We start from the raw sequence: 26,034 nt of genomic DNA on the forward strand, positions 1-26,034 counted from the left end.
AAAGGACGGAATGGAAGAACAAGATTTTCAGGAAGTATGGCGATGGGTCCTTTCAGTAGGAGATTCCATCTTAAACATTTACAAAACTGATTTTTTAATCCGTGATAAAGGTGGCAATGATCCTGTTACGGAAGCTGATTTGTTTGCGAGTGAGTTCTTATTTGAAAAAATTTCGAATCGATTTCCTGGACATGGATTTTTATCAGAAGAAAAATTGGATTCAAGTTTTCGTTTGGATAAAGAATGGGTTTGGATTTTAGACCCCATTGATGGCACAAGGGAATTCGTCAAAAAAAATGATCAATTTGCATTGAGTTTGGGTTTAGTTCGGAACGGAGAGGCGATTTGGGGGATTATTTTTAACCCTGCAACCGGTGAGTTTTTTTCTAAAGGGAAACATAGTTTTTTTGCCAAACTGCAAGCACCATTCGCAACCGACGAAAACTTTCGAACCCTAGTTGTCGAAAGTAGTTCCGTTTTACATCCGTTAGAAGAAGAAAAAGAACTAAAACAAAAACCGGTATTACTTGTTTCGTTTTCGGAAATGAAAGAAGGGTTATTTAGTGATCCTTTTTGGAAGGAAGATTTTGAAATTCGATCCATGGGTAGCATTGCTTACAAATTAGGACTTTTATCTGCAGGCTTCATTGATCTAATCGTTTCGTTAAAACCTAAAAATGAATGGGATATTTGTGGTGGGATCGCTCTACTCGATGAGGATCATTTTACTTTTTTTCCGTTAAAAGATAAATCGTATTCCTTTAACCAAAAAACCACACTATCCTTTGGACTGGTCGCTGGGAAAAAAAAGGCAGTGGAATACCTTTTCTCTAAAATTGATTTGCACCAACTATCGCTTAAGGTAAAGGAACGATGGTAAAAACATATAAAATTGGTGTGGATGCCAGGCCTCTTTCCACCCGAGTATCTGGAGTTGGTCGTCTCATTGCAGAGACATTAAAAGCATTCCCGAACAAAGAGAAGTATGAGTTTTTACTGTTTTCACATTTGCCAATTCACCCAGATCATAAGGCTGTATTAGAGTTACCGAATGTTCGTTGGGTGAATGGGGGTGGAGTTTTAAAATGGAAAGGTGGATTGTATTATAACCTATATATTCCATTTTACTTATTCATTCATCGATTGGATTTGTTTTGGGGCTCACAACAAGTATTGCCACCTTTTTTACCTGGCGATTTAAAAGCCGTACTTACGTATTGTGATTTGGTTTTATATTTATATCCGAATACCATGCGTTGGATTGCAAAAATCCAACAAAGAATGTTTCAACGGTATTCTGTTATGCGGTCTAGTTTTATTTTGTCCATTTCGAAACAAACAAGTGATGATATGTGCAAAAAATTTGGATATCCTGTTGAACAAACAGGAGTGGCCTATCCTGGTGTGAATCCACAAGAGATGACAAGGCTTTTGGACACTCCGATTTCGAACCGTGTGAAAGATTTGGGAACAGGGTATCTATTGTCTGTCTCTACCATTGAGCCTAGGAAAAACTATCCGTTTTTATTGGAAGCATATCGAGAGTATCGAAAAAGAAACCCACATCACTACAGACCTTGGGTCATTGTCGGAAAAATTGGTTGGGAATCACCCGAATTCATTGAGGAACTCATCCAAGAAAGAACCCTTTACAAAGATATTTTTTTATTGGATTCTGTTTCCGATTCTGAACTCCAACATGTTTACAAACGAGCAGGTTTATTTGTTTTCGCGAGTAAGTATGAAGGATTTGGGATTCCGATGGTGGAAGCCTTGTTTCATAAGATTCCTTGTATTGTTTCCGACATTCCTACCTTCCATGAAATTGGAAAAGACGGAGTGATTTATTTACCCATTGGAACAAAAGAAGATGCGAAAGGTTGGGCTCTGGCGATTGACAGTTTTTTTCAAAATCCAATGCCGATGGATGTTTCGATTGAAACGTTTCGATGGGAAAATGCGGCCCAGATCACCGAAGGGGTATTTAAAAAAGTTTTAGAAGAAGGAGAGTAATCCCTTCTTTTTTGACACAACACCCGAAAATAAAATTTTTGTTTTATCAGATTTGGGAACAACATGCAAATGGAACCGGTCGCTTGTCATCGCTTGGATTTCACACTCCCAGTCTTCGGAATTAGCAGAGAGTTTGATTCGATCACAAAGGACATTCGGATCCACAGACCATTCCAATCGATATTTGGTTTTCCCTCTAAAAAAAACCGATTTGATTTTTGAGGGTTGGAAAGTCCATTTAACAGACGTTCCATCGCCAGAATCGTAAGGTTCTGTCGGAGAAGGGATCATTGAAATTCCTTTTCCTTTCCAGTTTCCCTTTACGTAATCATTCCATTCGTCTAAATTGGAAAAGTAATTGTATATAAGTGAATCCAAAAATGAAAACTATCTTTAACCGATTGATATCTTCCAGAATTTATCTTCTGGTTCTCCTTACTCTCTTTTTTTGCAAACCAGATGTAGGAAAAGTTGATTTTTATCCAGACCCGCTCCCAACCGTTTCGGGAAGTAGTGAGTCAATGAATGAATGGAAGGGGAAGGTGATTGTCCTTGATTTTTGGGCCACATGGTGTGAACCTTGCGCCAAAGCAGTGCCTACCATCAACGAATGGAAAAAATCGGTTTCTGATACGGATTTTGTATTTCGTGGGATCAATACGGATACTACGGAACCATTGGAAAAAATCAAAGATGATATGGCACGATTGAAAATGACTTACCCCACCTTACTTGATAAAGACTGGAAAATGACTGATTTTTACAAAGTAGAAGGAATCCCATGTGTTCTCGTTTTTGATCGAAATGGAAAAATAGTGTACCGCCAGTACGGACTAGAAAAAGAAGACCTAACAGGGCTTGTGATCCGGTCTCATGTTTGGGCCTCGTCGGAATTGCCATAATTGTGCAATGCGAAACAAGAATTTGGATTTCCATTGATTTCGATGACAAGAATGAAAATGTCTTGACTCATGTTCGTTAAAAAAGTCCCTTAAAGATACCTTTTACCGTTTTCTTTTCAGAAAGGAGTCAGAATCATGCCAGCCAATTTGCCCGAACTGTTCCAGCAGAGTGCTGAAAAATTTGGGAACCGCCCCGCATTCGTTAGTAAAGACGAATCGAAGTCCTATAAACCCGTTACCTTCAAAGAAGTATATGATCTTGGTATCAACTTAGCAGAAGCACTTATTGATTTAGGTGTGAGTGCAAAGGAAAATGTTGCCTTACTTGCCGATAACCGATTGGAATGGATTGTTTCCGATTATGGTATCCTCATGTCAGGGGCTGCAGACGTTCCTCGCGGAACTGATATTACAGATTCAGAAATTGTTTATATTCTCAATCATTGTGAAGCAAAAGTCGTTTTCCTTGAAAATGATAAAATGCTCGAGAAATTCCAAAAGAATCGTTCTCAGTTAGAATTTGCTAAAACTCTCATCGTCATGGATAAAAAATCCACCGCCACGGGAGTTTTAAAACTGTATGATTTGATTGAAAAAGGGAAAGAACTCCGAGCAAAAGGTTCTAAAAAAGCAGAAGAAAGAATGAAAGCCATTCTTCCTGATGATCTTTTTACCATCATTTATACTTCAGGAACGACAGGTATGCCAAAGGGTGTCATGTTAAAACATAGTAACATGATCCACCAAACGACTGCCATCCTTGGAAGTATGATTGATATCAAAGCAGACGAACGAATGTTATCGATTCTACCAGTTTGGCATGTATTCGAACGGGTGTTTGAATACTTAGCAATTGCAGCAGGTTGTGCTACTTACTACACAAATGTTCGTGATCTCCGCGATGATATGAAAAAAGCAAAACCAACGTTTATGGCATCCGCTCCAAGACTTTGGGAAAGTATTTATAACGGAATTTATACAAGGATCAATGACCCAAAACAAACTCCTGCGATTCGCCGGGGGCTATTCAATTTGGCTTATTTTTTCTCCAAACATTTTAATGCTTCGATGCGTTTCCTAAAGGGAAACCAAGTTGATTATGTTGGAAGGAATCCAATCGTTTCTCTTTTTAAGGGGGTGTATTACCTCACCGTAGCGATTGTATTAGCAGTTCCTTATTTCCTACTCGACTTAGTTGTTCTTTCCAAAATTCGGGAAGCCACAGGTGGTGAGCTCAAGGCATCCGTTTCGGGTGGAGGAGCCCTACAAAGGCACGTTGATGCCTTCTTCAATGACATTGGAATCAATGTACTAGAAGGGTATGGTATGACGGAAACTTCTCCTGTTATTTCCGTAAGGACATTCAAAAAACTCGTACAAGGGTCTGTAGGCGTGATCACTCCAGAGACTTCCGTACAGATTCGGGATGATTTGGGAAAAGTGCTCACGCATGTTGATGCCAACAATCAGCTTGTCTCGGGAAAATATGGCCAAAGGGGTGTGATTCACATCCGTGGACCACAAGTGATGAAAGGTTATTATAAAAACCCAGAAACCACTGCGAAAGTTCTGAAAGATGGTTGGATGGATACGGGAGACATTGGAATGTTCAATTTCAAAAAAACCCTTACCATTACAGGCCGTGCCAAAGATACTGTGGTTCTCCTTGGTGGCGAGAATGTCGAGCCTGTTCCGATTGAGGACAAACTCACAGAGTCTCCTTTTATCTCTCAGTGTATGGTGATTGGACAAGACCAAAAGAATTTGGGTGCAATCGTGATCCCTGATTTTGACCAACTCATGGCTTGGGCAAAGGAAAATGGAATTAGTGAGACGGACAAACAAAAACTCATTGAAAATCCAAAGGTGCTCGATTTCTACAAAAAGGAAATCAAAGCATTGAACAATACCAAAACTGGATTTAAATCATTTGAACAGGTGACACCTTTCATTCTCATCACAAAACCTTTTGAAGTGGGTGATGAATTGACAAACCTATTTAAAATGAAACGCCATTTGATTACGGAAAAATACAAAGATAAAATCGCGGCTCTCTACGCTGGTGACTAGTCAAACTTTCATTTTCTAAGCTTTCCGCCTCGGTTCCGGGGCGGATTTTACTCTTCCCTTTTCCAAACTCCGTCGATACTTTTTATGTGAATCGTTTAGATGGATCCTTAGTTTCTTCCCATGCCGGTGTATTTTACCCTTACCAACACCAAGATTTTTACGCCATGGATTCCTTGTTTTTATCACCCTTCAAAGAAGAGGAAGTTTGGGATTTTCAATCCCTTTCTCTTGTCCAAATGGGGTTTCTTGGTTTTTTAACCTTACGAGGTTCCATAAGAGAACAATTGGGACTTTCCAAAATGCAAGTGAGAGGTCTCTCCAAACATTGGCGATCTTATTTGGCGAAGGAAAATTTTTTAGGGAACCAGATTCATTGGGAAACATTAGAATTCATACCCAATTTAGTCGGTGAAAAAAAAGAAGAACAAAACAGTTTTGGGAAAAAAGGCCATTGGATGAATGAATTCCATTGGGAAAAAAAGGATGGGGAAAATACTTCCGTTTTTTTTATCGCCACCAACAAACAAACGGAAGGCGAAATTGCGATCAGTGATTTGATGAAGGATTTTTTATCATATTCCCAGACCAATCATTATTTAGAAAGAGCCTACATTCGAAAAGAAAATTCAAGTTATCTTTATTTAAATGCGAAAGAAACCAATCCAAGAGTGTTTTACCGTGAAAACCAAACCAATTTTCCTTCGTTTTTGTTTTTAGTCGCTGAGTTAAAAAATAAACATATCATTCACCCAAATTAAGACCCATTAACACTTGTTTTAATAGTTCTGCTTTTGTTTCCAAGTGAGTTGTTTCTAAAATGGTTTGTTTGGTTTTAAAGTCGAAATAAATTAATGAAGCAATAAAATCAACGGGGAATGGGTGAACCAAAATTTGGTTCATTTTGAGAATCAAATCTTCTTCAGCACCTTCGGCAAGTAATATCCGTTTGGTGAGAACCAAAAGTTCTTCAATTTTTTCTTTTAGTTCGATGGAAACATTTTTGTTTCTTTCATGTTCTCTTTTTGAGACTTGGGCAATATAAAACGGTTCGGTCGAGGTAAGGCTCACAATTTCTGCGGTTCCAAGTCCTTCCAAAATGATATTAGACCTACCATCTGGTAATGATTCTTTTTGGATGATATGGCCAAATCCAACCACTTCTGGAATTGGAGGTAATCCTCTTCCCAAAAAAGCTTTTGGATAGGGTGCCATTCCCATTTCCCCACCATTTTCCAAACAAAAATCTAATAACATTCTATACCTAGGCTCGAAAATATGTAAGGGCAAAAACATACCTGGAAATAGAAACACATCAGGTAAGGGAAAGAGTGGTAAGGGGAAGGTTGACACAGAGAAAGGTTTTAGATTCTATGTTTAGTTGTAAACCAAATCAAGGATTCGGCTTTGTTGAAAATCAAAAAATCTTTGCTACACCAAACTTTTGCCAAACTTTCCCAAATCAAAGTTCTCGTCATTGGCGATTTGATATTGGATGAATATCTCATTGGTTCGGTCGAAAGAATTTCTCCTGAAGCACCCGTTCCTGTGGTTTGGGTTCGGAACGAAAAACAAACTTTAGGTGGATCAGGGAACGTCGTACAAAACCTTTCTTCCATTGGTGTGAATGGGATCGTCTATGGTCGAATTGGAAACGATAAGGCAGGTGAGAGTTTAGAAAGAATATTACTTTCCAACTCGGTAGCAAAGGAGGATTTGGTTTTACTCAAATCTAAAACCTTACCAACCATTTTGAAAACTAGAATCATTGCTTCTCACCAACAAGTTTGCCGTGTGGACAGAGAAGAAATTGTTCCTCTGACGGAAGCAGAAGAGGCAACCATTTTAGAAACTTTAAAACAGAAAATCAAAGAATCTTCTGCGGTGATCCTTTCTGATTATGATAAAGGTTATTTAACTCCATCACTCATTCAATCGGTGATCTCACTTTGTAATGCGGAAGAGAAAATTGTCACTGTAGATCCGCAGGTCAGCCATTTTTTCCTTTATAAAAACATTCATATCATGACACCAAATCATCATGAAGCAGGAAAAGCTTTAGGAAAAAAATTGGCAAGTGATTCTGAAATTGAATCCGCTTGCCGTGAAATTTCTGAAAGAATCACACCCGATGCAATGATGATCACACGAGGGGAGAAAGGGATGTCTATATATGAACGTAAAACCAATACATTTTACCATATCCCCACAGTGGCAAAGGAAGTGTTTGATGTGACGGGAGCGGGAGACACAGTGATTACCACTTACACAGCGTTTGTTGCCAGTGGGATGAGTATCAAAGAAGCAGCCCTTGTTTCGAATGTCAGTGCCGGGATCGTCGTCGGCAAATTGGGAGCGGCAACGGTCACACAACCCGAAATTGAAGATGCACTTCGAACTCTTGGTTATTTGGATGAGGCAGTATGAGTTTTTATCAAGATTTACAAAACAAAATCATTCCATTTGATGCGATAGAATCCAAACGAAAGTCGTTAGAAGGCAAAAAGATCGTTTTTACAAATGGTTGTTTTGATATTTTACACCCAGGTCATGTTTCATACTTAGCCCAAGCTCGCGATTTAGGTGACTTACTTTGGATTGGAGTGAACTCTGATGATAGTGTTAGGCGACTGAAAGGAGAATCCAGGCCCATCAATTCTTGCGAAGACAGGATGTTGGTGCTTGCTGCTTTATCGTCTGTCAATTTTGTATCGAGTTTTTCCGAAGACACACCCCTAACAATTCTAAAGAAGGTACAACCATCCATCCATTCCAAGGGTGGGGATTACCAAGTGGAAACCCTCCCAGAATACCAAATTTTAAAGGAGATGGGTGCGGATATTCAAATTTTACCTTTTGTCTCAGGAAAATCCACAACCAAGATTTTAGAAAAAGCGAAATCTCCTTCCTAAACGTATTGATTTTGGACCCAAATCCCGACAGTCTGTAAAAAACATTCTTTTTTGAGGTCCAGTTTGTCCAAGACCAGATATATATTCATTACCGGTGGCGTTTCTTCTTCTTTAGGGAAAGGTGTCACTGTTGCCGCTCTCGGTTGTTTGCTTGAAGCGAGAGGTTATACCGTCTCTTTACAAAAAATGGATCCTTATATCAACATTGACCCAGGTACTATGAGCCCGTACCAACATGGCGAAGTGTATGTCACCGAAGATGGTGCCGAAACCGATTTGGATTTAGGATACTATGAACGATTTACCAAATCTAAATTTTCACGAAAAAATTCTGTATCCACTGGGCAAATTTACCATGCCGTCATCGAGAGAGAAAGAAAAGGGGATTATTTAGGTAGAACCGTACAAGTTGTACCACATATCACGAATGAAATTCGAAGCCGTATTTATAACCTAACACGGGACCAAGAAACTGACTTTGTCATTGTTGAAATTGGTGGAACTGTGGGAGACATTGAGTCAATTCCATTTTTGGAAGCCATTAGACAAATGCGTTACGAACATGGTAACCAACAGGTATTATTTCTCCACTTAACGCTTGTCCCAACCATTACTGCAGCTGGTGAAGCAAAAACAAAACCAACCCAACACTCTGTAAAAGAGTTACTTGCCCTTGGAATCCAACCAGATGTTTTGATCTGCCGTATCAATAAACCAATGTCCAAGGAGATGAAAAATAAAATCTCTCTTTTTTGTAATGTAAAAGAACAAAATGTAATCTCGGCGGTTGATATCACTACGTCTATCTATGAAATCCCTCTTATGTATCGGGAAGATAAATTGGATGAAGTGGTTTTGAATGCTCTTGGAATGGATTTACGAAAACTCAATTTTTCCCAATGGGAAAATATGGTTAAAAAAATCAGGAATACAAAAAAGACCGTTAAAGTTGCGTTAATCGGGAAATACATTTCACTCCAAGATGCTTATCGTTCCGTATATGAATCTTTGGCACATGGCGGAATCGCAAATGATGTCGAAGTGAGTGTCGTCAAAATCAATCCGGAAGATATCGATTCTAAAAATATCAAAGAATTGTTAAAAGGTGTTCATGGAGTTCTTGTTCCTGGTGGTTTTGGAGAACGTGGCATCGAAGGAAAAATTGCAGCAATTCAATACGCAAGAACCAAAAACATTCCATTTTTTGGAATTTGTTTAGGAATGCAGTGCGCGGTGATTGAATTTGCAAGGAATGTCCTAGGATTCAAAGATGCCAATTCGACTGAATTCAAACCAAATGTGCAATACCCTGTCATTTCGATGATAGAAGAACAAAAGGAAATCGAACGAATGGGTGGAACCATGAGACTTGGTGCATATCCTTGTCTTGTTAAAAAAGGAAGCCTTGCCCATTCGGAATACAAATCGGATCGAATTTCGGAACGTCATCGTCACCGTTTTGAATTTACACTTCGTTATAAGGATGATTTTGAGAAAAAGGGAATGAATCTCACTGGGTTTTCGCCTGATGGCAGTTTGGCTGAGATTGTTGAGATTCCAAACCATCCTTGGTTTATCGGTGTACAATTCCATCCAGAATTCCAATCGAAACCAACAGACCCACATCCACTCTTTGCAGGTTTTATCAAAGCTGCATCGAAATTAGCAAAAAAAACAGAGGATTAGTATGTACGATTTAATTGAAGAAAGAGAATTTTTTGGAAAAAAAATCGGAGGTCGTCAGCCGTTTTTTCTTATCTCAGGGCCTTGTGTGATGGAGAACAAGGACTTACTCGATCGAGTTTGTGGAGAAATGAAAGCAATTTGTGATGATTTAGGGATCGTATATATTTTTAAATCTTCCTTTGATAAAGCAAATCGATCCTCCATCAATTCCTACCGGGGACCAGGTCTCGAGGAAGGTCGAAAGTTACTCGATTTTATCAAAAATAAATACAATGTTCCTGTACTCACTGACATCCATGAAACCATCCAAGTGGATCCTTTAAAAGACACTGTCGATATTTTTCAAATCCCTGCCTTTTTAAGCCGCCAAACTGATTTGATCGCCAAAGCCGCAGAAACCGGAAAATGGGTGAATGTCAAAAAGGGACAGTTTATGGCTCCCGATGATACGAGGCATATCAAAACCAAGATCCAAGAATCTGGTTCTGAAAAATACATGGTAACGGAGCGCGGTGCCAGTTTCGGATATGGAAATCTTGTGTTTGACCTACGTGGCATACCCATGATGCACAAACATGGGATTCCCATTGTGTTTGATGGCACTCACTCTGCCCAACTTCCTGGAGCAGCAGGGAATATCACAGGTGGATTACGAGAATTCATTCCCCATATGATGCGAGGTGCCGTTTCTGTGGGAGTGGAGGGACTTTTTATGGAAGTCCACCCAGACCCAGAAAAAGCCTTATCGGATGCGACCACACAGTTTCCCTTAGCAAAAGCAAAATCATTACTCACACAACTTTTAGAACTCGATCGTTTGGTCAAAACGAAGTTCTTAGAAGATTAAGACAAGTTCCAAATGAAAGCGAAGGGATGTACATTGTGTTTACTTTTGGTTTTGGCCTCGTGTAAAGACAAAGAATACCTTCGTATCGAAGTGGAAAAAGAATCAGGGTCAATGGTTTCCATGCGAAATTTTAGCAGATCATCTTATAAGGAATCTGGAGAATTGGAATGGAGATTGAAGGGAGATGAGTCTTATATTTTTCCAAAAGAAAACAAAACCATTGTTTACGGGTTTGAATTCAACCAATTTGAAAAGGGAAAAGTCACTTCCATGATGACAGGAAATCGTGGAGAGATCAACCACCAAACTAAAACGGTGGTCCTTGAAGGAAAAGTTCGTTTGAAAACCAACGATGGAAAATTCATTGAATCGGAATCTCTCACTTACAATTTGGATGAAAAAACTTTATTCTCGGAAGCAGATGTACTCGTGTATTCAGATGGGACAACAATCCGTGGCAAAGGATTAAGGGCTGATAAAAGTTTAAATAAATTCACGATCATCCAACCGAAAGCAATCACTGTCGGTGGTTCAAACCCTTTAAAGGATAAACCATGAAATTCCTTTTGATTTCGGTTTTAAGTCTGATTCTGTTTTCAGAAACCTTTGCTTCACCGATACCAATTCTTTATGGTTCAGAAGATTTCTTTAAAAAAGAAGATACTTCCTTCTTGAAAGAGGAGAAAAAAACAAAAAAGGATAAAATCCCTATCATTTGGGGTGGCAGTAGTCTCACCCAAGAAGAAAGAATCGTCAACGGATTTCCGATGAAAGTTTTTATCCTAGGTGGTGGGGCTTATATCATGCATAAGTCCATCAAACTAAGTGCCAGAGAGATTGAAATCATTGGAGAAGAAGCACTCCTAGGCAATTTAAAAGGACAAGTCATCGTCGAAGACTTTCAGAATGGAGTCACATTGACTGCCACAAAAGGAATTTATGATAAAATCGCAGGAACTGTCAGTTTAGAAAACCATCCCATCCTCACTCAAAAAAAAGAGGGAAAAACAGTTCGGATCAAATGCCAATCCATTGTTCGCAATTTAGAAGAAGCAAAAACAACTCTAGCTGGGAGGGTGGTTGTCACATCAGAAGAATTCCAAGTTTTCGGTGAAGATGCTGTGTTTACTGAAAAAGAGGATCGTATTGATTTAAAAGGGGAACCATTTTTGTTCTCTGAAAATCGTTTCCTCATTGGGCAAACTCTCTCCTACTTTGTCAAAGAAGGAAGCATTCAATTAGATGGAGAGGCAACGATTTATCAGGTAAGTTACGAAAACAAAAAAGACAAAGAAAAGGATACTGTGACGAAAGAACGTGTTTTAACTTTGTTTTCTGGTAAAACATTAACTCATTTGAATAAAGGAAAAGAAACTGTCACATCTATGAATGGTGATGCCTTTATGTATCGTAAAAATTCCGAATTTAAAGCTGACCTTTTAGAAAGTAGAAAAAGTAATAAAGAAATCAAAGCAACAGGTAACGTTAGTTATTTGGATAAAGAAAATGGATATAGAATGGAAGGAGGACTTCTTTTTTATGATAAGGAAAGAGGTTATTCTTATTTTACTGAAAATCCAAAGATAGTATTTTTAAATAAAAAAGATTTAATGGAACGAGGCCAATTGACCTCAGTATTTATCGAAAGGTTCGATGAACGAAATGAAACTGTAGCTCGTGGCGACGTTCAAGTGGAAACACAATCAGCAAAGGCAACTGGTGAATTTGCAACCTATTATGAAAAAAAGGACGAACTTGTTTTGGAAGGTAATCCGACCCTTGAGCGAAACACAACAAAGGTTTCAGCAGGGAAAATCATATTATATCCAAAATCGGATAAAGCCTTGTTAACAGATGGATTAAAGGTAATCCCGAATGGTGAAAAAAAGTAAAGTTCCAGTTCAAAAAAAGGAATTAGATCCGAATGTAAAAACATTTAGGATGGAAAATTTGGTTAAAATCTATAACAAACGTAAGGTTGTAGATGGAGTCAGTTTTTATATCAAAAAAGGTGAAATTGTAGGATTGTTAGGTCCCAATGGCGCCGGAAAAACCACAAGTTTTTATATGAGTGTTGGATTTGTCACTCCTGATGAAGGTCATGTGTTTATCGATAACGAGGACCTCACAAAATCTCCTATGCACATACGAGCCAGGATGGGAGTCGGATACCTTGCCCAAGAAGCAAGTATCTTTCGTAAACTGACTGTTGCTGAAAACTTAGAAGCCATTTTGGAAACAATGAACTTACCTGGTGACGAAATCATTCGCCGTCGGGATGAATTACTCATGGAATTACAAATCATGCGGGTTGCCAACCAAAAGGGTTATACACTTTCTGGTGGAGAAAGAAGGCGATGTGAAATTGCAAGAGCCCTTGTGACAAATCCTGACTTCATATTGTTAGATGAGCCTTTTGCTGGGGTTGACCCAATTGCAGTAAAAGACATTCAAAATGTCATCCAGTCTTTGAAAGAAAGAGGGCTCGGGATTTTAATCACAGATCATAATGTGCGTGAGACTTTAAAAATTACAGATAGAGCTTATATCATGTATAGTGGTCGAATATTAATTTCTGGAACTGCTGATGACTTAATCAATGATCCCGAAACACGTAGAATTTATTTAGGTGAGGATTTTAAACTATAAATGAAACTCGGGGCTTCACTTTCACACCGCCAAACACAGAAACTGGTGATGACCCAGGACTTACGTCAGTCCATAGAACTTTTATCCTTATCCACATTAGAACTTTCTGATAAAATCCAAAACGAATTACTTGAGAATCCTCTTCTCGATGAATTAGGCGTTGATGAAAAAACAAAAATGCCAGAACTATTTTCCATCGATGAAGTGAAACGATTGGAAAAATTAAATCATGAAAAGAGTACAGATGTCAATTGGCAAGACAGTTATTCTTTGGAAGGTCCAAGGACTTATGATTCTGAAGCGAGTGACAGAAACCAAAAATATATCGAATCCTCGACAAGAGGTGAAACCTTAGAGGAACACCTGTTAAATCAACTTCGTCTTATCAAACTCACAAAATTAGAGTTTGAAATTGGGGAAGTTCTCATCAGTATGATCGATGATAAAGGATTCATCACTGATGATTTGACATTGGTAGCCAAAGAGATGGGTTATCCGGAACCAAAACTTCGTCGTGTGTTACAAGTCATCAATGAGCTTGACCCGATTGGCATTGGTGCAAAGGACATGCAAGAAACCCTTCTCATCCAAGGGAGGATTTTATTTCCAGAAAACACTCTTTTACACCAATTAATTGGCGAGTTTTTATCTGATTTAGAAAAGGTAGATTATAAAAAAATCGCCAAGAATTTAAAAATCACAGAAGAAGAAATTTTAAGTTTAGCAAGGTTAATTAAAAAGTTAGAACCATATCCTGCGACCACCTACCAAGGACGAAAAATCGATTATGTGGTAGCGGATGTAGTGGTCAAAGAAGTGGGAAATGAATTTAACATTTTTATCAATGATGAATGGTTACCAAAACTAACAATCCAAGAAGAATACAAAGAACTCCTCGGACAAAAACTCCCACCGAAAGAAAAGGAATACTTCCAGACAAAATATAGTTCGGCGCAGTGGCTCATTCGTTCGATCCAACAAAGGAGACAAACCTTACAAAGAGTTGTGAGTTGTATCATTGATTTCCAGGTGGATTTTTTTCGCGGAGGGATTGGATTTATCAAACCCCTGACTCTGAAAGAAGTCGCTGAAAAACTAGGCCTTCACGAATCGACAATTTCAAGAATTACAACGAATAAATACATCCAAACCACATGGGGTATTTTTGAATTAAAATGGTTTTTTTCATCAGGTGTGAAATCCGCAGAAGGTGGAAAAGAAAGTTCGAAAAAAATCCATGAGATCATTCGGAATTTGGTGAAAGAAGAAGATGAACAAAATCCTTTGTCCGACCAAGACATCGTCGAACTGATGGAAAAAAAAGGTATTGAAATTGCTCGTAGAACAGTGGCAAAATACCGAAAGGTTTTAAGAATCCTTCCTTCCAACGAAAGAAAGCGAATCAGTTCGCTCAAGGGGTAAACAATGCCAGTTCCTGGAATCACAGTGGAAACCATTCTCCGAGACCACGACGACTTACAATTGCAACTCGTGACTGGCGAAGTTGGTCTTTCGAATCGAATCAATAGTGCAGAAATCAATCGGCCTGGTTTATCTCTAACTGGGTTTTTTGATTTTTTTGCCAATGACCGAATTCAAATTTTAGGAAAGGGAGAATGGGCCTATCTCAATTCCTTGTCAGAAGAAAAACTAGGTGAGATCACAGATAAATTTTTTGAATTCCATCTCAATTGTATCATCTATACACATGGCAATGAACCCCAAGTTCCATTTGTGGAAAGAGCAAAAGAGAAAGGTATCCCATTATTCAAAACAGAAATTGCCACACACCGTTTCATCACCTTGATTTCCCAAATTTTAGACAGAGCACTCGCGCCAAGAACGATGAGGCATGGTGTTCTCATCGAAGTATTTGGAATTGGAACCTTACTCACTGGTAGGTCTGGTGTTGGAAAAAGTGAAACAGCACTCGAACTCATCGAACGAGGCCATCGTTTAGTTGCAGATGACATGGTTGAGATCAGGAGACTGAGCGAAAGTTATTTGATAGGGTCATGTTCTGATTTACTTCGCCACCATATGGAAATCCGAGGTCTTGGCATACTCAATATCAAAGATCTATTTGGTGTTGGTTCAGTAAGAGACCACAAACTGATCGAACTCATCATCAATCTAAAAGAATGGGAAGAACAAACCTCTGGTGATTATGAACGTACAGGCATCGAACAGAGTATGGAAGAAATTTTAGGTGTCTCTGTTCCTTATATTGAAATCCCTGTCAAACCTGGTCGGAATATTCCCATCATCGTAGAAACGGCAGCTATGAACCAAAGGCTCCGAAAGATGGGAAAAAATAGCGCAAAAGAATTTTCGAATAAACTCAATACTTATATCCAGCAGAGCTCCATTGAAACAAATCCAATTAAAGATTAGAGAAGATAGTACAGGTCTACATGCAAGGCCAGCTTCCTTATTTGTAAAGGTAGCAGCGAGTTTTCCTTGTGAAATATTTGTGATCAAAGATGACATCGAAGTGAATGGAAAATCGATAATGGGTTTAATGATGCTTGCCCTCGGTCCGGGTACAGTGTTTTCCGTGAAAGCAGAGGGAAAAATGGAAGAGGAGGCACTACAAGCGTTAGAAACTCTCGTGGTTCAGAATTTTGAAACCAATGCCAAATAAATTCCTTCGATTTTTCCCAAACATCTCTGATGAAAATCGTTATTATTTAAGAGATATCTTTATCTTTTTTTTGACTCTTGCTATCTCCATTGGGTTTTCAGAACTAGTATTCTTTCGGGAAGAAGAAGACATTTCGTTATATTCAAAATTAGATACTTATGTTTTTATTCTCATTCCATTTTTTATCTTATCCTTAATTCTAAGTTATGTTTATCGAAACCGTAGAAATCGAGAAACTGGGAAAATTAGAAGTTCTATTCGATACCGACTAACGCTTGCATTTTTATTCGTGGCACTTGTACCTTCCTTACCAATTTTCATTTTGTCCTCTAACTTGACAGGAAGGCTCATTGAAGGATTCTATCAAGTTGACATTTCGAATGCATTACGTTCTGCCAATTTTTTTGTGAATCAAATTGAAAAAGAAAAGGAAGTTTCCTTTTTGGAAATGATCTCGCGTTTTCGTTCTATTTTGCTTCGCGAAAAACCTGATAGTTTTTCCATTTTTCAAAAGGGTATTAAAAACGGATTTTTTGAAAAAAATGAATTTTATTTAGGATATATTGAAAAAGAAAAAGTTCAATTTGAATCAAAGGGTTTGTACCGGCATTTTCATTCCTTGGAATTTGACGAATCCAAAGAAAAAGGTATTTATCTAAGTCGATACTATGATGCCGATAAGGCATATTTAGTTGCTAAGTTTAGTTTGGATGGTAATGCAAAAGTTTTGATTGCCCAAAGGATCCATAGGGGAATGGAATCCGATGTATTGAATATCGTCAATGCAACATCCACTTATGAGAAAGTGAGTTTATGGAAGGAAAAAATTCCCTTTAGTGTTCGTATCACTATTGCTAGTTTTTCGTTTAGTATGTTTCTCATTGCCATTCTGTTCTCATTCCTATTTGCCAGGCGAATTTCTAAACCTATCATCAATTTGGCGAACGCAACCAAAAAGGTATCTCTTGGAGAATCTGATATCCGTTTGGAAAAAACGGAAGAAGGAGAAATGGGAATTTTGATTGATAGTTTCAATCAAATGGTGAGTGACTTAAAAGCAAAATCTGATGAACTGATGCACACGCAAAGAATTGCTGCTTGGAAAGAAGTGGCACAACGAATGGCACATGAAATCAAAAATCCACTGACTCCCATTCAATTATCTGCTCAAAGGATACAAAGGAAATTTCAGAATCCAAAAAAAGAAAATTTGGAATCTGTGATTTTTGACGCAACGGAAACGATCATTGGGCAAGTGCGTGTTCTGGAACATTTGGTAAAGGAATTTAGTGAATTTGCTCGAATGCCGGTACCTGTTCTCATCAACCAACATATCAATCCCATTCTAGAAGAAGCGGTTGCACTCTTTCGAGATACATCTGACATAGAATTTGAATTGAAACTTGCCGAAGATCTTCCTGAAGTATTTCTCGATAAACGATTGTTCCTTGGTGTTGTGAATAATCTCATTAAAAATGCGGTAGAAGCCATTTTATCGCAGGAAAATTCGAAAGAAGAAATGGATTTTCTTGGTTCGAGAAGAAAAAAAATCCGAGTGATGTCGAAATTACAAAAAAAAGCCCTACGTAGGAGTATTGTTCTTGAGATCGACGATTCAGGCCCTGGTTTAAAAGAGGAATGGCGGGAAAAAATTTTTGAACCCTATTTTTCAACAAAAGAGAAACATGGATCAGGGATTGGGCTTGCAATTGTCCAAAAAACGATCATTGACCATCATGGGCATATTTCCGTTGAGAACTCAAAGTTAGGTGGCTGTAAGTTTCGTATTGAACTTCCTTTGGATCTTTCATAATGCAAAAATTAATCTATATTTTAGACGATGAAAAAGAAATCCGAAAAACGTTACGAGTGATTTTGGAAGATGAGGAATATTCTGTCGAAGATTTTTCGAGTGGGAAGTCATTGATAAAAGCATTAACCAAAGAGAGACCTTCACTTGTATTACTCGATGTATGGGTTGGAAAAGAAGACGGACTGACCATTTTAGATGAATGCAAAAAGTTATATCCTAGTCTTCCCATTGTGATGATTTCAGGTCACGGGACAATTGAACTTGCGGTCAATGCGACGAAAAAAGGTGCCGTGGATTTTTTAGAGAAACCATTATCCATCGAAAAAGTAATCCAAACGATCGAGTCTTCCATCGAAAAAACAAAAGAAGTTCATTTTCCCAATTTTAAATTAGATGTAGATGAAATCTTAGGTGTGTCTCCATCTATCACTCGAGTTAAGTTTGCTGTTTTCCAGGCCGCAGAAACGAATGCTCGTGTTTTTATTTATGGTGAAAATGGCACTGGAAAAGAACTTACTGCAAGAGCCATCCATCAAAATTCGAAACGAAAAAATGAACCTTACATTGAGTTCAATTGTGCGTCCTTACCAGAAGAGAGCTTAGAACAAGAGTTATTTGGTTTAGAACTTGCTTCACAGACTGATTCTCCTGAAATCCGAATTGGAAAATGGGAACAGGCTCAAAATGGTACTTTATTTTTAGATGAAATCTGTGATTTGAGTTTGGCTCTCCAATCGAAAGTTCTAAAAGTCATTCTGGATCAAAAATTAGAACGAGTTGGGGGTAAGGAGTTCATTCCCGTTGATGTTCGGATCATCGCCGCAACCAATTCCAATGTGGAAGATGCGATCCGTGAAGGAAAATTTAGAGAAGATCTATTTTATGCTTTAAATGTAATTCCTCTGGAATTACCACCGTTACGCGAACGTAACCAAGATATCCCACTGCTTGCCGAATACTATTTAAAAAAATCAATATCTGAAAATCATCTATCTCAAAAAACCATTGATCGAGACGGATTAGATGCACTTTCGTCCCATTTTTGGCCAGGAAATGTAAGGGAACTAACCAATATCATCGAACGATTGAGTATCTTAGTTCCCGGAGATACAATCAAAGCGAAGGATGTCAAAGAAGCCCTACATGGGTTCAAAAGGGCAAACGAGATGGTGGCGAGGGGTGATTTAAAACATGCAAAAGAAGAGTTTGAACGTCAGTACATTATCAAAACCTTACAAATTTGTGAGGGGAATGTCACTCGTACTTCCAAAGCATTAGGAATCGAACGAACTCATTTATACAGAAAGTTAAGATCACTCAATATTTCTGTTGATCAATTGATAGAGGGTTAGTATGGACCAAAAAACAATATTAGAGACATTTACCGATATTCTCAAAGAAACTAAATTTCTCATCCAAAATCATTCCATATCCATCTATCGATTTCAAGACGAATCAGATCCAAATGATTTTGTTTTTCCTTGGAAATCGAAAGTGCCTGAATCCATTGAAATCCAAAAAAAACAACAAAAGGAAAACCAAAGAAAAAACAGAGATTTGATCAATTTTTCTTGTACGCTATGCCAAGGGAAATTGAGCGGAGTCAGACAGTTTTTACACAAAGGTAGAAAACCAATTCTGGTTTTGCATTATTCTGGAGCGACCACTGCCAAAGAAAAACCATTCACAAAAACAAGACCCAATCAGATTTTTAAAGATAAGCTAACGGAAGTAAGTTGGGACGGAATCATTAAAAAAGCATTTGGATTCTCTTATGAAGAGTTATATTACGAAGAATACCCTGCTTGTACATTTTCGCATACCGATTCCAAAGAAACTGATTGGAAACAAAGATTAGAATCTTGTAAAATACATGTCAAAGAAACTGTTGATGAGTTTGGGATCAAAGCCATTGTCATTTTAGGATCGTCTGCTCGGTTACTCTTTGGTGCAGACAAAGCAAAAGAACAACTGGGCAAGGTTATGGATTGGGATTTGAATGGTCTAAAGATACCGATTCTCACAACGAGATCGCCGGAAGCACTGGTTTTCCTCGGCGAAAAGGCAAAAAAAGCAGATTCGGAAACAAACCTTTTTCAATATGGAAAAGAAAAACAGGACTTAGAAGAAAGTTTTATCTCTCATTTATCGATTCTAAAACAATATCTATAGTATGATCCAGTATGCGGAAGTTGCCTTAAATCTTTCTTGGGAAAGTAAAACCTTAACCTACGAGATTCCAAATTCGATTACCGCTTTACAACCAGGTGTTCGGGTTCTTGTTCCCTTAAACGGAAAAGAATGGGATGGAGTGGTGATTCAGATCCACAATAACGAACCCAACTATGAAACACTTTCGGTCTTAAAACAAATTGATCCCGAACCTGTTATCACAACAGAACAATTGGAACTGGCAACATGGATGTCTGAGAATTATCTTTCCTCTCTTGGGGAAGCATTGTTTCTTATGGTTCCCAAAGGGAAAAAAAGGAAACTCACGAAAGAAGTTGATACGGAAGTCCAATCCCACTTATTACACCCGTTAAATGAAGCACAAAAAAAAGCTTATACTGAGATCAAACAGAATACACATGCGAATACTCATCTTTTGTATGGAATCACGGGAAGTGGGAAAACGGAAGTTTACCTTCATTTGATGCGAGACATTTTGCAAGAACCTAAGGGTTCGGTTATTTTCCTTGTCCCAGAAATTTCTTTAACCTATCCTACGATCGCTCGGATCGAGGCCATTTTCCCAAACCAAGTGGCAGTTTTACATTCGCATTTACGGATTTCAGAAAAGTTCCAAAACTATTTGGATTTAAAGGAAGGAAAAAAAAGGATCTGCATTGGAACTCGGTCGGCAATTTTTGCGCCCCTTTCTGACCTGAAACTAGTGGTAATGGATGAGGAACATGACGCCTCTTATAAAGAAAATGGTTCTCCTCGTTACCATGCAAGGCAGGTCGCCTTACAAAGGATTTTGAAAACGGGTGGCAAACTCCTACTGGGTTCGGCCACACCGAGTATCGAGTTGTATTACTTAGCTAAATCAGGACAAATTGGATTTTCCATTTTGGAACAACGTGCCAATCCCAAAGCCAAACTTCCTTTCGTAGAGATGTCTGATAAACAAGATGATAAACATTTGATCTCAGGGGACTTACAATTTAAAATTTCTGACCGATTGAAAAAAAAAGAACAAATCATCTTACTCCTGAACCGTAGAGGGTATAACCCTTTTATTTTTTCACCGCAAACAAAGGAGTTTGTCCATTGTCCCAAATGTACGGCAACTCTTTGTTACCATTCTGACCAAACGGTACGTTGCCATTTATGTGGCTATCATTCCAATTTTTACAATCTAAAACAGACGTTTGGTGAAGATTTAGAGCTTTTTGGAGCTGGCACACAAAAATTAGAGGAGTATCTCTTATCTCATTTTCCGAGTGCAAGGATCGAACGCCTCGACCAAGACAGTTCCAAAAACAAAGATGTCACCCGCCTTGTGTTAGAGAAATTAGGAGAAGGGGAACTTGATATCCTCACCGGTACCCAAATGATATCAAAAGGCTTGGATTATGCAAATGTGACTCTTGTGGGAATCCTTAACGCTAATCATGGGTTAGGTGTCCCTGACTTTCGAAGTAGCGAACGCACCTATGCCCTTGTCTCCCAAGTGGCGGGCCGGGCGGGACGCGGTGAAAAACCAGGAGAAGTCATCATCCAGTCGAATGACCCGGAACACCCTGTCCTTAAAATGGCCAAGGAACAAAACTACCCCGCTTTTTTTGAATGGGAACTCCAATTTCGAAAAGATCTGTTTTACCCTCCCTTTGCGAGACTTGCTCGCCTTGTCTTTCGTTCTAAATATGAAGAGGTGGCCAACAAACAATCCGTTGTCTATGGAGAGCTCATCAAAGAAAAAAAAGAGGATTCAATCGTGATGCTTGGACCAAGCCAATGTCCGTTTTATAAAATTGATAATAACTATCGGTACCATATACTACTCAAAGCAAAATCGATCACCGCTCTACGAAATCTTTTAAAAGAAACAAAACAAACGTTCAAACTGGATTCTAAATGTTATATCGAATATGATTTGGATCCTATGGAACTTGTGTAAGGAAAGGATATGAAACTATCAATTGGATACTTTGGATCTCCCGAACATTCAAAAGAATTATTACAAATGATTTTGGATGCGGGAATCCAAGTGGATTTTGTTGTCACCAATGTGGACAAACCGGTGGGGCGTAAACAAATCATCACGCCCACTCCCGTGAAACAACTTGCAGAAGAAAAAGGAATCCCTGTGATCCAATCGGTCCGTCTTCGCACTGACGATGCCGCACAAAAACAAATTCTATCGTTCCGATCCCCGGTCCATGTGGTGTATGCCTACGGATCCATAGTCCCTGAAACGGTATTTATGGACCCTAAATGGGGCAGTATCAACCTTCATGGGAGTTTACTTCCGAAGTATAGGGGTGCCTCTCCCGTCCAAACTGTTTTACTTACGGGAGAGAAGACCACTGGGTTTACCATCCAATACTTGGCAAAGGAAGTGGATTCGGGGGACATCATTTCCCAAAAATCATGGACTGTATCCTTAGAAGAAACAACGGGTTCCCTCTTAAAAACCATCACCAAAGAGGGAGGTGTGGAACTCATACGCCTCTTACAAACATTGGAATCCACAGGGGAAGGTTGGAAGTCCACCCCACAAAAATCGGAAGAGGCCACCCATTGCCAAAAGATCACGGCAAATCATAGGCCAATCGATTGGTCCAGGTCGGCAAAAGAGATCCACAACCAAATCCGGGCTCTAAACCCAGACCCACTGGCCACTACCGAGTTTCGAGGGAAAAAACTGATTCTGGTTTCCTCGTTTTTACCCGAAACCCAAACAGAACCCATCCAAATCCCAATTGAGGCGAAAACAGGTTCCTTTTTTCTTTACCAGAAAAAAAGGCTTTTCTGTCTCTGTGGAGACGGAAACCTGCTTGGTATAGATACCTTACAACCCGAAGGGAAAAAACCCATGAAGGGATTTGAATTTTTTAATGGGGCGCGGGTTTTGACCGGAGAATCGTTTACGTGAAAGAAAAGTTTCTAAAAATTTTACCTTACAGTGGTTATGTTCTATTTGTTGGTCTCGGACTCCTCGTTTTTTTTGTCGCAGCCTTCCTTGTGGTGGTTGTTCGCACCAAAGAAGAACAAAAGGTGATGATGCCGTATGTGATTGGAAAAAATTACATTGAAGTGCATAATGAACTCCAACGCCTCCAACTGAAAGTTCGCCTAGAATCGGAACGGATCCCTGAAAAAACAGATGGGATCATCTTAAGCCAATCCATCGATGCAGGAAAGGAAGTTGAAGCAGGTTCCAAACTTTATCTGACTGTCAATATTGGTTTTGACCGCGTGACGATCCCTGATGTCAAAGGACAAGACCTGAAACGTGCCAAAGCCATTTTAGAAAAAGTGCTTTCGGGTGAAGTGTATGTACCTTTACAAATTGGTGGGATTACCTATGTGCCTGCTGTGGGAGATGAACCTGCTGATACCATCATCGACCAAATCCCTGCACCTGGGAAAGAAACCCATTCTGGTGAAAAAATTTACCTTCTTGTCACTGAGTCGAGTAACGAAAAAAAATCGAACCAAAGTTTGAAAGAAAACAGTGATGAATCCAAACTCGTTGGAACACCTGTTCCCTTCGCTGTCGACTATTTACAAAGGAAAAAAATTCCCTATCGTATCAAAGAAAGCACAAAACCTGAGTTTCGCGAATCCCACGGGCTTGTTTCTTCTTTTGAATTAAAACCAACTGGTGCCGAAATTGGTGCGTTTTATTTGAAACCATCCACTTCTCTGAAACAAGATTATGAAATTTTAGAATACGAAATTGATGACGATGATGTATACTCAGCAAAGCTAAGTTATACGAAGCCTGGGGATGACTCAGAAATTGAAAAAGAAATACTCACAAGCCAACCTTTAAAAGAAGATGAAATTCTGCGACTTGTGGTCCATCGTTCGACAAATACCAAAGTCACTCTGATAGGAAAAGAAACAGGTGTCGCCAAAGTTTGGAAATTAAAAGGAACCTACTAAGATGAAGATTTCAGCCTCTATCCTTGCAGCCAAACTCACGGGACTGGCAACAGAACTCCCTACATACAAAAAGGAAAGTATCGATCTCATCCACATAGATGTGATGGATGGCAATTTTGTACCGCAGATTTCCTTTGGAGAAGCCTTCACGAAGGAAGTGAAGTCTCACACAGATATCCCACTTGATGTCCACCTGATGGTCAGTAACCCGGAACTCCATGTTCCCAAATACTTTGACCTAAAGCCGTATTGTATCACCTTTCATATTGAAACGACGAATTTTTCGGTACGCCTGGCGGAAGAGATCAAAAAACAAGGGATACGAGTCGGTGTTTCCTTAAACCCGCAGACTCCACCCGAATCCATATCGCAAATCCTTCCATATTTGGACCTTGTGCTCCTCATGACAGTGGACCCAGGGTTTTACGGGCAGTCCTTTGTGAAGTCGGGATTTGAAAAAATTGCGGCGGTTCGAAAGCTCACAAAACCATACGATATTGAACTCGAAGTGGATGGTGGTGTGAACGAATCCAATATGGAAGAACTCGCAAAACTCGGTGTGGACATCACTGTCGTGGGCTCGGGACTCTATAAAACAGGGGATCCCAATGCTCAGGGCAAAAAATTAAAGGAACTTGCTGCAAGTGGCCGAACTCGCTCTTGACAGAACGTCCCTATTTAAAAAACTCGCTAGAAAAGGGGTATTTTTCCTTGGTTAAATTAAGATTACAAAGAACGGGAACAAAAGCTGACCCGCATTATCGCATTGTTGCCGCCGACATTCGTGCGCCGCGTGATGGAAAATTCATCGAAGCGATTGGTCACTTTCACCCAACAGCATCTGCTGTGAAAAAAGCAACTTTCAACGAAGAAAAAACACTTTCTTGGTTAAAGAAAGGCGCACAACCAACTGACACGGTTCTTGCTCTTTTGAAAAAAGACGACGTTTGGTCAAAATTCAAAGGTTAGTCTGGATATGGATTCCTTAGTTCGTTATATCGTGACATCTCTCGTTGACCAACCTGACCAGGTGGCTGTCAACCAAGTACCCGGAGAGGAAGAAACTGTGATCGAACTTCGGGTGGCTCCTAAAGACCTAGGTAAGGTGATCGGAAAGAACGGAAGGATTGCAAAGTCACTCCGTACGGTGTTACAAGCCGCGGGAACCAAACAAGGCAAAAACTATACTTTAGAAATTGTCGACTAAACCAAGTTTAGTGAAAGTGGGGGTCTTTGGATCCTCACATGGAATCAAAGGGTTCATCAAAGTTTTCACAGAAGGGGAAACACTGCACACCCTAAAAGCTCCCGCAACCTGCACTGTAGAGGACCCGCAAGGCAAAACATCCACAATTGCCATTGAAGAGTTTCGTCCCAATGGGAATCATTTCCTTGTCAAAATCAAAGGCTACGACACTCCTGAAACTGTAGTCAAATACCGTGGATACTCACTCCTCTGGAAAAAGGAAGACCTTCCGAAGCCGAATGAAGGGGAGATTTATTCAGAAGACCTCATCGGGCTCCTTGTCATTTCCAAAGAAACAAAACAACCGTTAAATTATAAGATCACCCAAGTGATGGATAACCCAGCCCATCCAATTTTGGAATGTAAACCCATCCAAGGGGAAGGAGAGACAATACTCGTTCCTTTCCTAAACCAATTTGTGGGTGATTGGGATTTAGAAAACCAAACCATCGAATGCATTCATTGGGAGCAGTGGTTTGCGCTTTAATTTCATCACACTATTCCCCGAAAAAATCACTTCTTATTTTGATACTGGGATCCCTGGAAAAGCAGTGAAACAAGGGGTCGTCGAAATCAATCCTGTACACTTACGAGACTTCGCCGACAACAAACACCAAAAGGTAGATGATACGATTTACGGGGGAGGTCCTGGCATGCTCTTGCAAGTGGGGCCAATTTACCGTGCCCTGGAATCCTTGGGAGACAAAAAAGGAAAGGTGATTTTACTCAGTCCCTCGGGGGAACTGTTCAACCAAACACTCGCTCGTGAAATTTACGAGTCCTCGGACACCTTCACCTTGGTTTCCGGGTATTATGAAGGGGTCGACCACCGTGTCACGGAGCATTTAATTGACAGGGAAGTGGCCATTGGAAACTATGTTATTTCATCGGGGGATTTAGCTGCTCTCGTTGTTGCCGATTGCCTGTCTCGGTTTGTTCCGGGGTTTTTGGGTAAGGAAGAAAGCCTTCTAGAAGAATCGCACAACGAAACGGAAGAATTAGAATACCCCCAGTATACAAAACCCTATGATTTTATGGGTTGGACTGTTCCAGATGTACTCCTCGGTGGACATCATGAAGAGATCCGGAAATGGCGGCAAAAAAACCGCAAAACAAGAAATCATTCTTAGAGGAA

General features: G+C 39.5%; 28 protein-coding genes. 26 read left to right on the forward strand and 2 right to left on the reverse strand.

Going from position 1 to position 26,034, the window contains the following annotated elements:
* The first annotated feature begins 10 nt into the window (after nt 1–10).
* Complete coding sequence (locus LEPBI_RS08080; RefSeq protein WP_012388621.1) at nt 11–880, forward strand: 3'(2'),5'-bisphosphate nucleotidase CysQ; 870 nt, start codon at nt 11–13, stop codon at nt 878–880.
* Entirely contained in the window at nt 874–2,013 is a 1,140-nt protein-coding gene (locus LEPBI_RS08085; protein WP_012388622.1) for a glycosyltransferase family 4 protein, read from the forward strand. The genes LEPBI_RS08080 and LEPBI_RS08085 overlap by 7 nt, the downstream gene beginning before the upstream one ends.
* Here the strand turns inward: LEPBI_RS08085 and LEPBI_RS08090 are convergent.
* Nucleotides 1,996–2,391 (reverse strand): hypothetical protein, encoded by a 396-nt coding sequence (locus LEPBI_RS08090; protein WP_226992916.1) that lies wholly within the window; start codon nt 2,389–2,391, stop codon nt 1,996–1,998. The two genes, LEPBI_RS08085 and LEPBI_RS08090, sit on opposite strands and share 18 nt — an antisense overlap.
* Before the next feature lie 2 nt (nt 2,392–2,393).
* Here LEPBI_RS08090 and LEPBI_RS08095 point away from each other — a divergent pair, with 2 nt between their 5' ends.
* The 3 genes from LEPBI_RS08095 to LEPBI_RS08105 all read left to right on the forward strand — a co-directional run bounded on the left by LEPBI_RS08095 (nt 2,394) and on the right by LEPBI_RS08105 (nt 5,743).
* Nucleotides 2,394–2,915, forward strand: coding sequence for a TlpA family protein disulfide reductase (locus LEPBI_RS08095; protein ID WP_041769805.1), 522 nt, complete (start codon nt 2,394–2,396; stop codon nt 2,913–2,915).
* A 135-nt stretch (nt 2,916–3,050) separates the two neighbouring features.
* A complete protein-coding gene (locus LEPBI_RS08100) occupies nt 3,051–4,985 on the forward strand; it encodes an AMP-dependent synthetase/ligase (protein ID WP_012388625.1) in 1,935 nt (644 codons plus the stop codon).
* Nucleotides 4,986–5,071: 86 nt separating this feature from the next.
* Entirely contained in the window at nt 5,072–5,743 is a 672-nt protein-coding gene (locus LEPBI_RS08105) for an LIC11631 family protein (RefSeq protein WP_012388626.1), read from the forward strand.
* Here the strand turns inward: LEPBI_RS08105 and LEPBI_RS08110 are convergent.
* Nucleotides 5,727–6,278 carry an LON peptidase substrate-binding domain-containing protein gene (locus LEPBI_RS08110; protein ID WP_233440810.1) on the reverse strand — a complete coding sequence of 184 codons (552 nt, stop codon included), beginning with the start codon at nt 6,276–6,278 and terminating at the stop codon, nt 5,727–5,729. The two genes, LEPBI_RS08105 and LEPBI_RS08110, sit on opposite strands and share 17 nt — an antisense overlap.
* A 111-nt stretch (nt 6,279–6,389) precedes the next feature.
* Between LEPBI_RS08110 and rfaE1 the strand changes: the two genes are divergently transcribed.
* From rfaE1 to trmD, 21 genes are all read left to right on the forward strand, one after another.
* The gene (gene rfaE1, locus LEPBI_RS08115; protein ID WP_012388628.1) at nt 6,390–7,409 is read left to right on the forward strand and encodes a D-glycero-beta-D-manno-heptose-7-phosphate kinase; all 1,020 of its coding nucleotides are present in this window, start codon (nt 6,390–6,392) and stop codon (nt 7,407–7,409) included.
* Nucleotides 7,406–7,894 (forward strand): D-glycero-beta-D-manno-heptose 1-phosphate adenylyltransferase, encoded by a 489-nt coding sequence (gene rfaE2 / locus LEPBI_RS08120; protein WP_012388629.1) that lies wholly within the window; start codon nt 7,406–7,408, stop codon nt 7,892–7,894. The genes rfaE1 and rfaE2 overlap by 4 nt, the downstream gene beginning before the upstream one ends.
* A 63-nt stretch (nt 7,895–7,957) precedes the next feature.
* Nucleotides 7,958–9,580 carry a CTP synthase gene (locus tag LEPBI_RS08125; protein WP_012388630.1) on the forward strand — a complete coding sequence of 541 codons (1,623 nt, stop codon included), beginning with the start codon at nt 7,958–7,960 and terminating at the stop codon, nt 9,578–9,580.
* 1 nt (nt 9,581) lies between these two features.
* Nucleotides 9,582–10,427: a 3-deoxy-8-phosphooctulonate synthase gene (gene kdsA, locus LEPBI_RS08130; RefSeq protein ID WP_012388631.1), complete on the forward strand. Its 846-nt coding sequence runs from the start codon at nt 9,582–9,584 to the stop codon at nt 10,425–10,427.
* A 12-nt stretch (nt 10,428–10,439) separates the two neighbouring features.
* Nucleotides 10,440–10,985, forward strand: coding sequence for an LPS export ABC transporter periplasmic protein LptC (gene lptC / locus LEPBI_RS08135; protein WP_012476266.1), 546 nt, complete (start codon nt 10,440–10,442; stop codon nt 10,983–10,985).
* The gene (locus LEPBI_RS08140) at nt 10,982–12,319 is read left to right on the forward strand and encodes an LptA/OstA family protein (protein ID WP_012388633.1); all 1,338 of its coding nucleotides are present in this window, start codon (nt 10,982–10,984) and stop codon (nt 12,317–12,319) included. The genes lptC and LEPBI_RS08140 overlap by 4 nt, the downstream gene beginning before the upstream one ends.
* Before the next feature lie 49 nt (nt 12,320–12,368).
* On the forward strand, nt 12,369–13,076 hold the full coding sequence (gene lptB / locus LEPBI_RS08145) for an LPS export ABC transporter ATP-binding protein (RefSeq protein ID WP_041769999.1): 708 nt from the start codon (nt 12,369–12,371) through the stop codon (nt 13,074–13,076).
* Nucleotides 13,077–14,498 carry an RNA polymerase factor sigma-54 gene (rpoN, locus tag LEPBI_RS08150; protein ID WP_012388635.1) on the forward strand — a complete coding sequence of 474 codons (1,422 nt, stop codon included), beginning with the start codon at nt 13,077–13,079 and terminating at the stop codon, nt 14,496–14,498. It begins immediately after the preceding gene.
* Between the two features lie 3 nt (nt 14,499–14,501).
* Entirely contained in the window at nt 14,502–15,470 is a 969-nt protein-coding gene (hprK, locus tag LEPBI_RS08155; protein ID WP_012388636.1) for an HPr(Ser) kinase/phosphatase, read from the forward strand.
* Nucleotides 15,445–15,720, forward strand: a complete 276-nt coding sequence (locus tag LEPBI_RS08160; protein WP_012388637.1) for an HPr family phosphocarrier protein — start codon at nt 15,445–15,447, stop codon at nt 15,718–15,720. The genes hprK and LEPBI_RS08160 overlap by 26 nt, the downstream gene beginning before the upstream one ends.
* On the forward strand, nt 15,710–17,533 hold the full coding sequence (locus tag LEPBI_RS08165; RefSeq protein ID WP_012388638.1) for an LIC_11548 family sensor histidine kinase: 1,824 nt from the start codon (nt 15,710–15,712) through the stop codon (nt 17,531–17,533). The genes LEPBI_RS08160 and LEPBI_RS08165 overlap by 11 nt, the downstream gene beginning before the upstream one ends.
* The gene (locus tag LEPBI_RS08170) at nt 17,533–18,885 is read left to right on the forward strand and encodes a sigma-54-dependent transcriptional regulator (RefSeq protein WP_012388639.1); all 1,353 of its coding nucleotides are present in this window, start codon (nt 17,533–17,535) and stop codon (nt 18,883–18,885) included. The genes LEPBI_RS08165 and LEPBI_RS08170 overlap by 1 nt, the downstream gene beginning before the upstream one ends.
* A gap of 1 nt (nt 18,886) precedes the next feature.
* Entirely contained in the window at nt 18,887–19,705 is an 819-nt protein-coding gene (locus LEPBI_RS08175; RefSeq protein WP_012388640.1) for a hypothetical protein, read from the forward strand.
* A 1-nt stretch (nt 19,706) separates the two neighbouring features.
* Nucleotides 19,707–21,659 (forward strand): replication restart helicase PriA, encoded by a 1,953-nt coding sequence (gene priA / locus LEPBI_RS08180; protein ID WP_012388641.1) that lies wholly within the window; start codon nt 19,707–19,709, stop codon nt 21,657–21,659.
* 9 nt (nt 21,660–21,668) lie between these two features.
* Complete coding sequence (gene fmt, locus LEPBI_RS08185; RefSeq protein ID WP_012388642.1) at nt 21,669–22,637, forward strand: methionyl-tRNA formyltransferase; 969 nt, start codon at nt 21,669–21,671, stop codon at nt 22,635–22,637.
* Nucleotides 22,634–23,653 carry a PASTA domain-containing protein gene (locus LEPBI_RS08190; protein ID WP_012388643.1) on the forward strand — a complete coding sequence of 340 codons (1,020 nt, stop codon included), beginning with the start codon at nt 22,634–22,636 and terminating at the stop codon, nt 23,651–23,653. The genes fmt and LEPBI_RS08190 overlap by 4 nt, the downstream gene beginning before the upstream one ends.
* A 1-nt stretch (nt 23,654) precedes the next feature.
* Nucleotides 23,655–24,317: a ribulose-phosphate 3-epimerase gene (rpe, locus tag LEPBI_RS08195; protein WP_012388644.1), complete on the forward strand. Its 663-nt coding sequence runs from the start codon at nt 23,655–23,657 to the stop codon at nt 24,315–24,317.
* 47 nt (nt 24,318–24,364) lie between these two features.
* Complete coding sequence (gene rpsP / locus LEPBI_RS08200; RefSeq protein ID WP_015675939.1) at nt 24,365–24,622, forward strand: 30S ribosomal protein S16; 258 nt, start codon at nt 24,365–24,367, stop codon at nt 24,620–24,622.
* 7 nt (nt 24,623–24,629) lie between these two features.
* Nucleotides 24,630–24,860, forward strand: a complete 231-nt coding sequence (locus tag LEPBI_RS08205; protein ID WP_012388646.1) for a KH domain-containing protein — start codon at nt 24,630–24,632, stop codon at nt 24,858–24,860.
* The gene (gene rimM / locus LEPBI_RS08210) at nt 24,850–25,386 is read left to right on the forward strand and encodes a ribosome maturation factor RimM (RefSeq protein ID WP_012476268.1); all 537 of its coding nucleotides are present in this window, start codon (nt 24,850–24,852) and stop codon (nt 25,384–25,386) included. The genes LEPBI_RS08205 and rimM overlap by 11 nt, the downstream gene beginning before the upstream one ends.
* Nucleotides 25,376–26,029 carry a tRNA (guanosine(37)-N1)-methyltransferase TrmD gene (trmD, locus tag LEPBI_RS08215; RefSeq protein ID WP_012388648.1) on the forward strand — a complete coding sequence of 218 codons (654 nt, stop codon included), beginning with the start codon at nt 25,376–25,378 and terminating at the stop codon, nt 26,027–26,029. Before rimM ends, trmD begins: the two co-directional genes overlap by 11 nt.
* Nucleotides 26,030–26,034 lie beyond the last annotated feature (5 nt).

The organism is Leptospira biflexa serovar Patoc strain 'Patoc 1 (Paris)' (genome assembly GCF_000017685.1).
GTDB classification, from domain to species: domain Bacteria; phylum Spirochaetota; class Leptospiria; order Leptospirales; family Leptospiraceae; genus Leptospira_A; species Leptospira_A biflexa.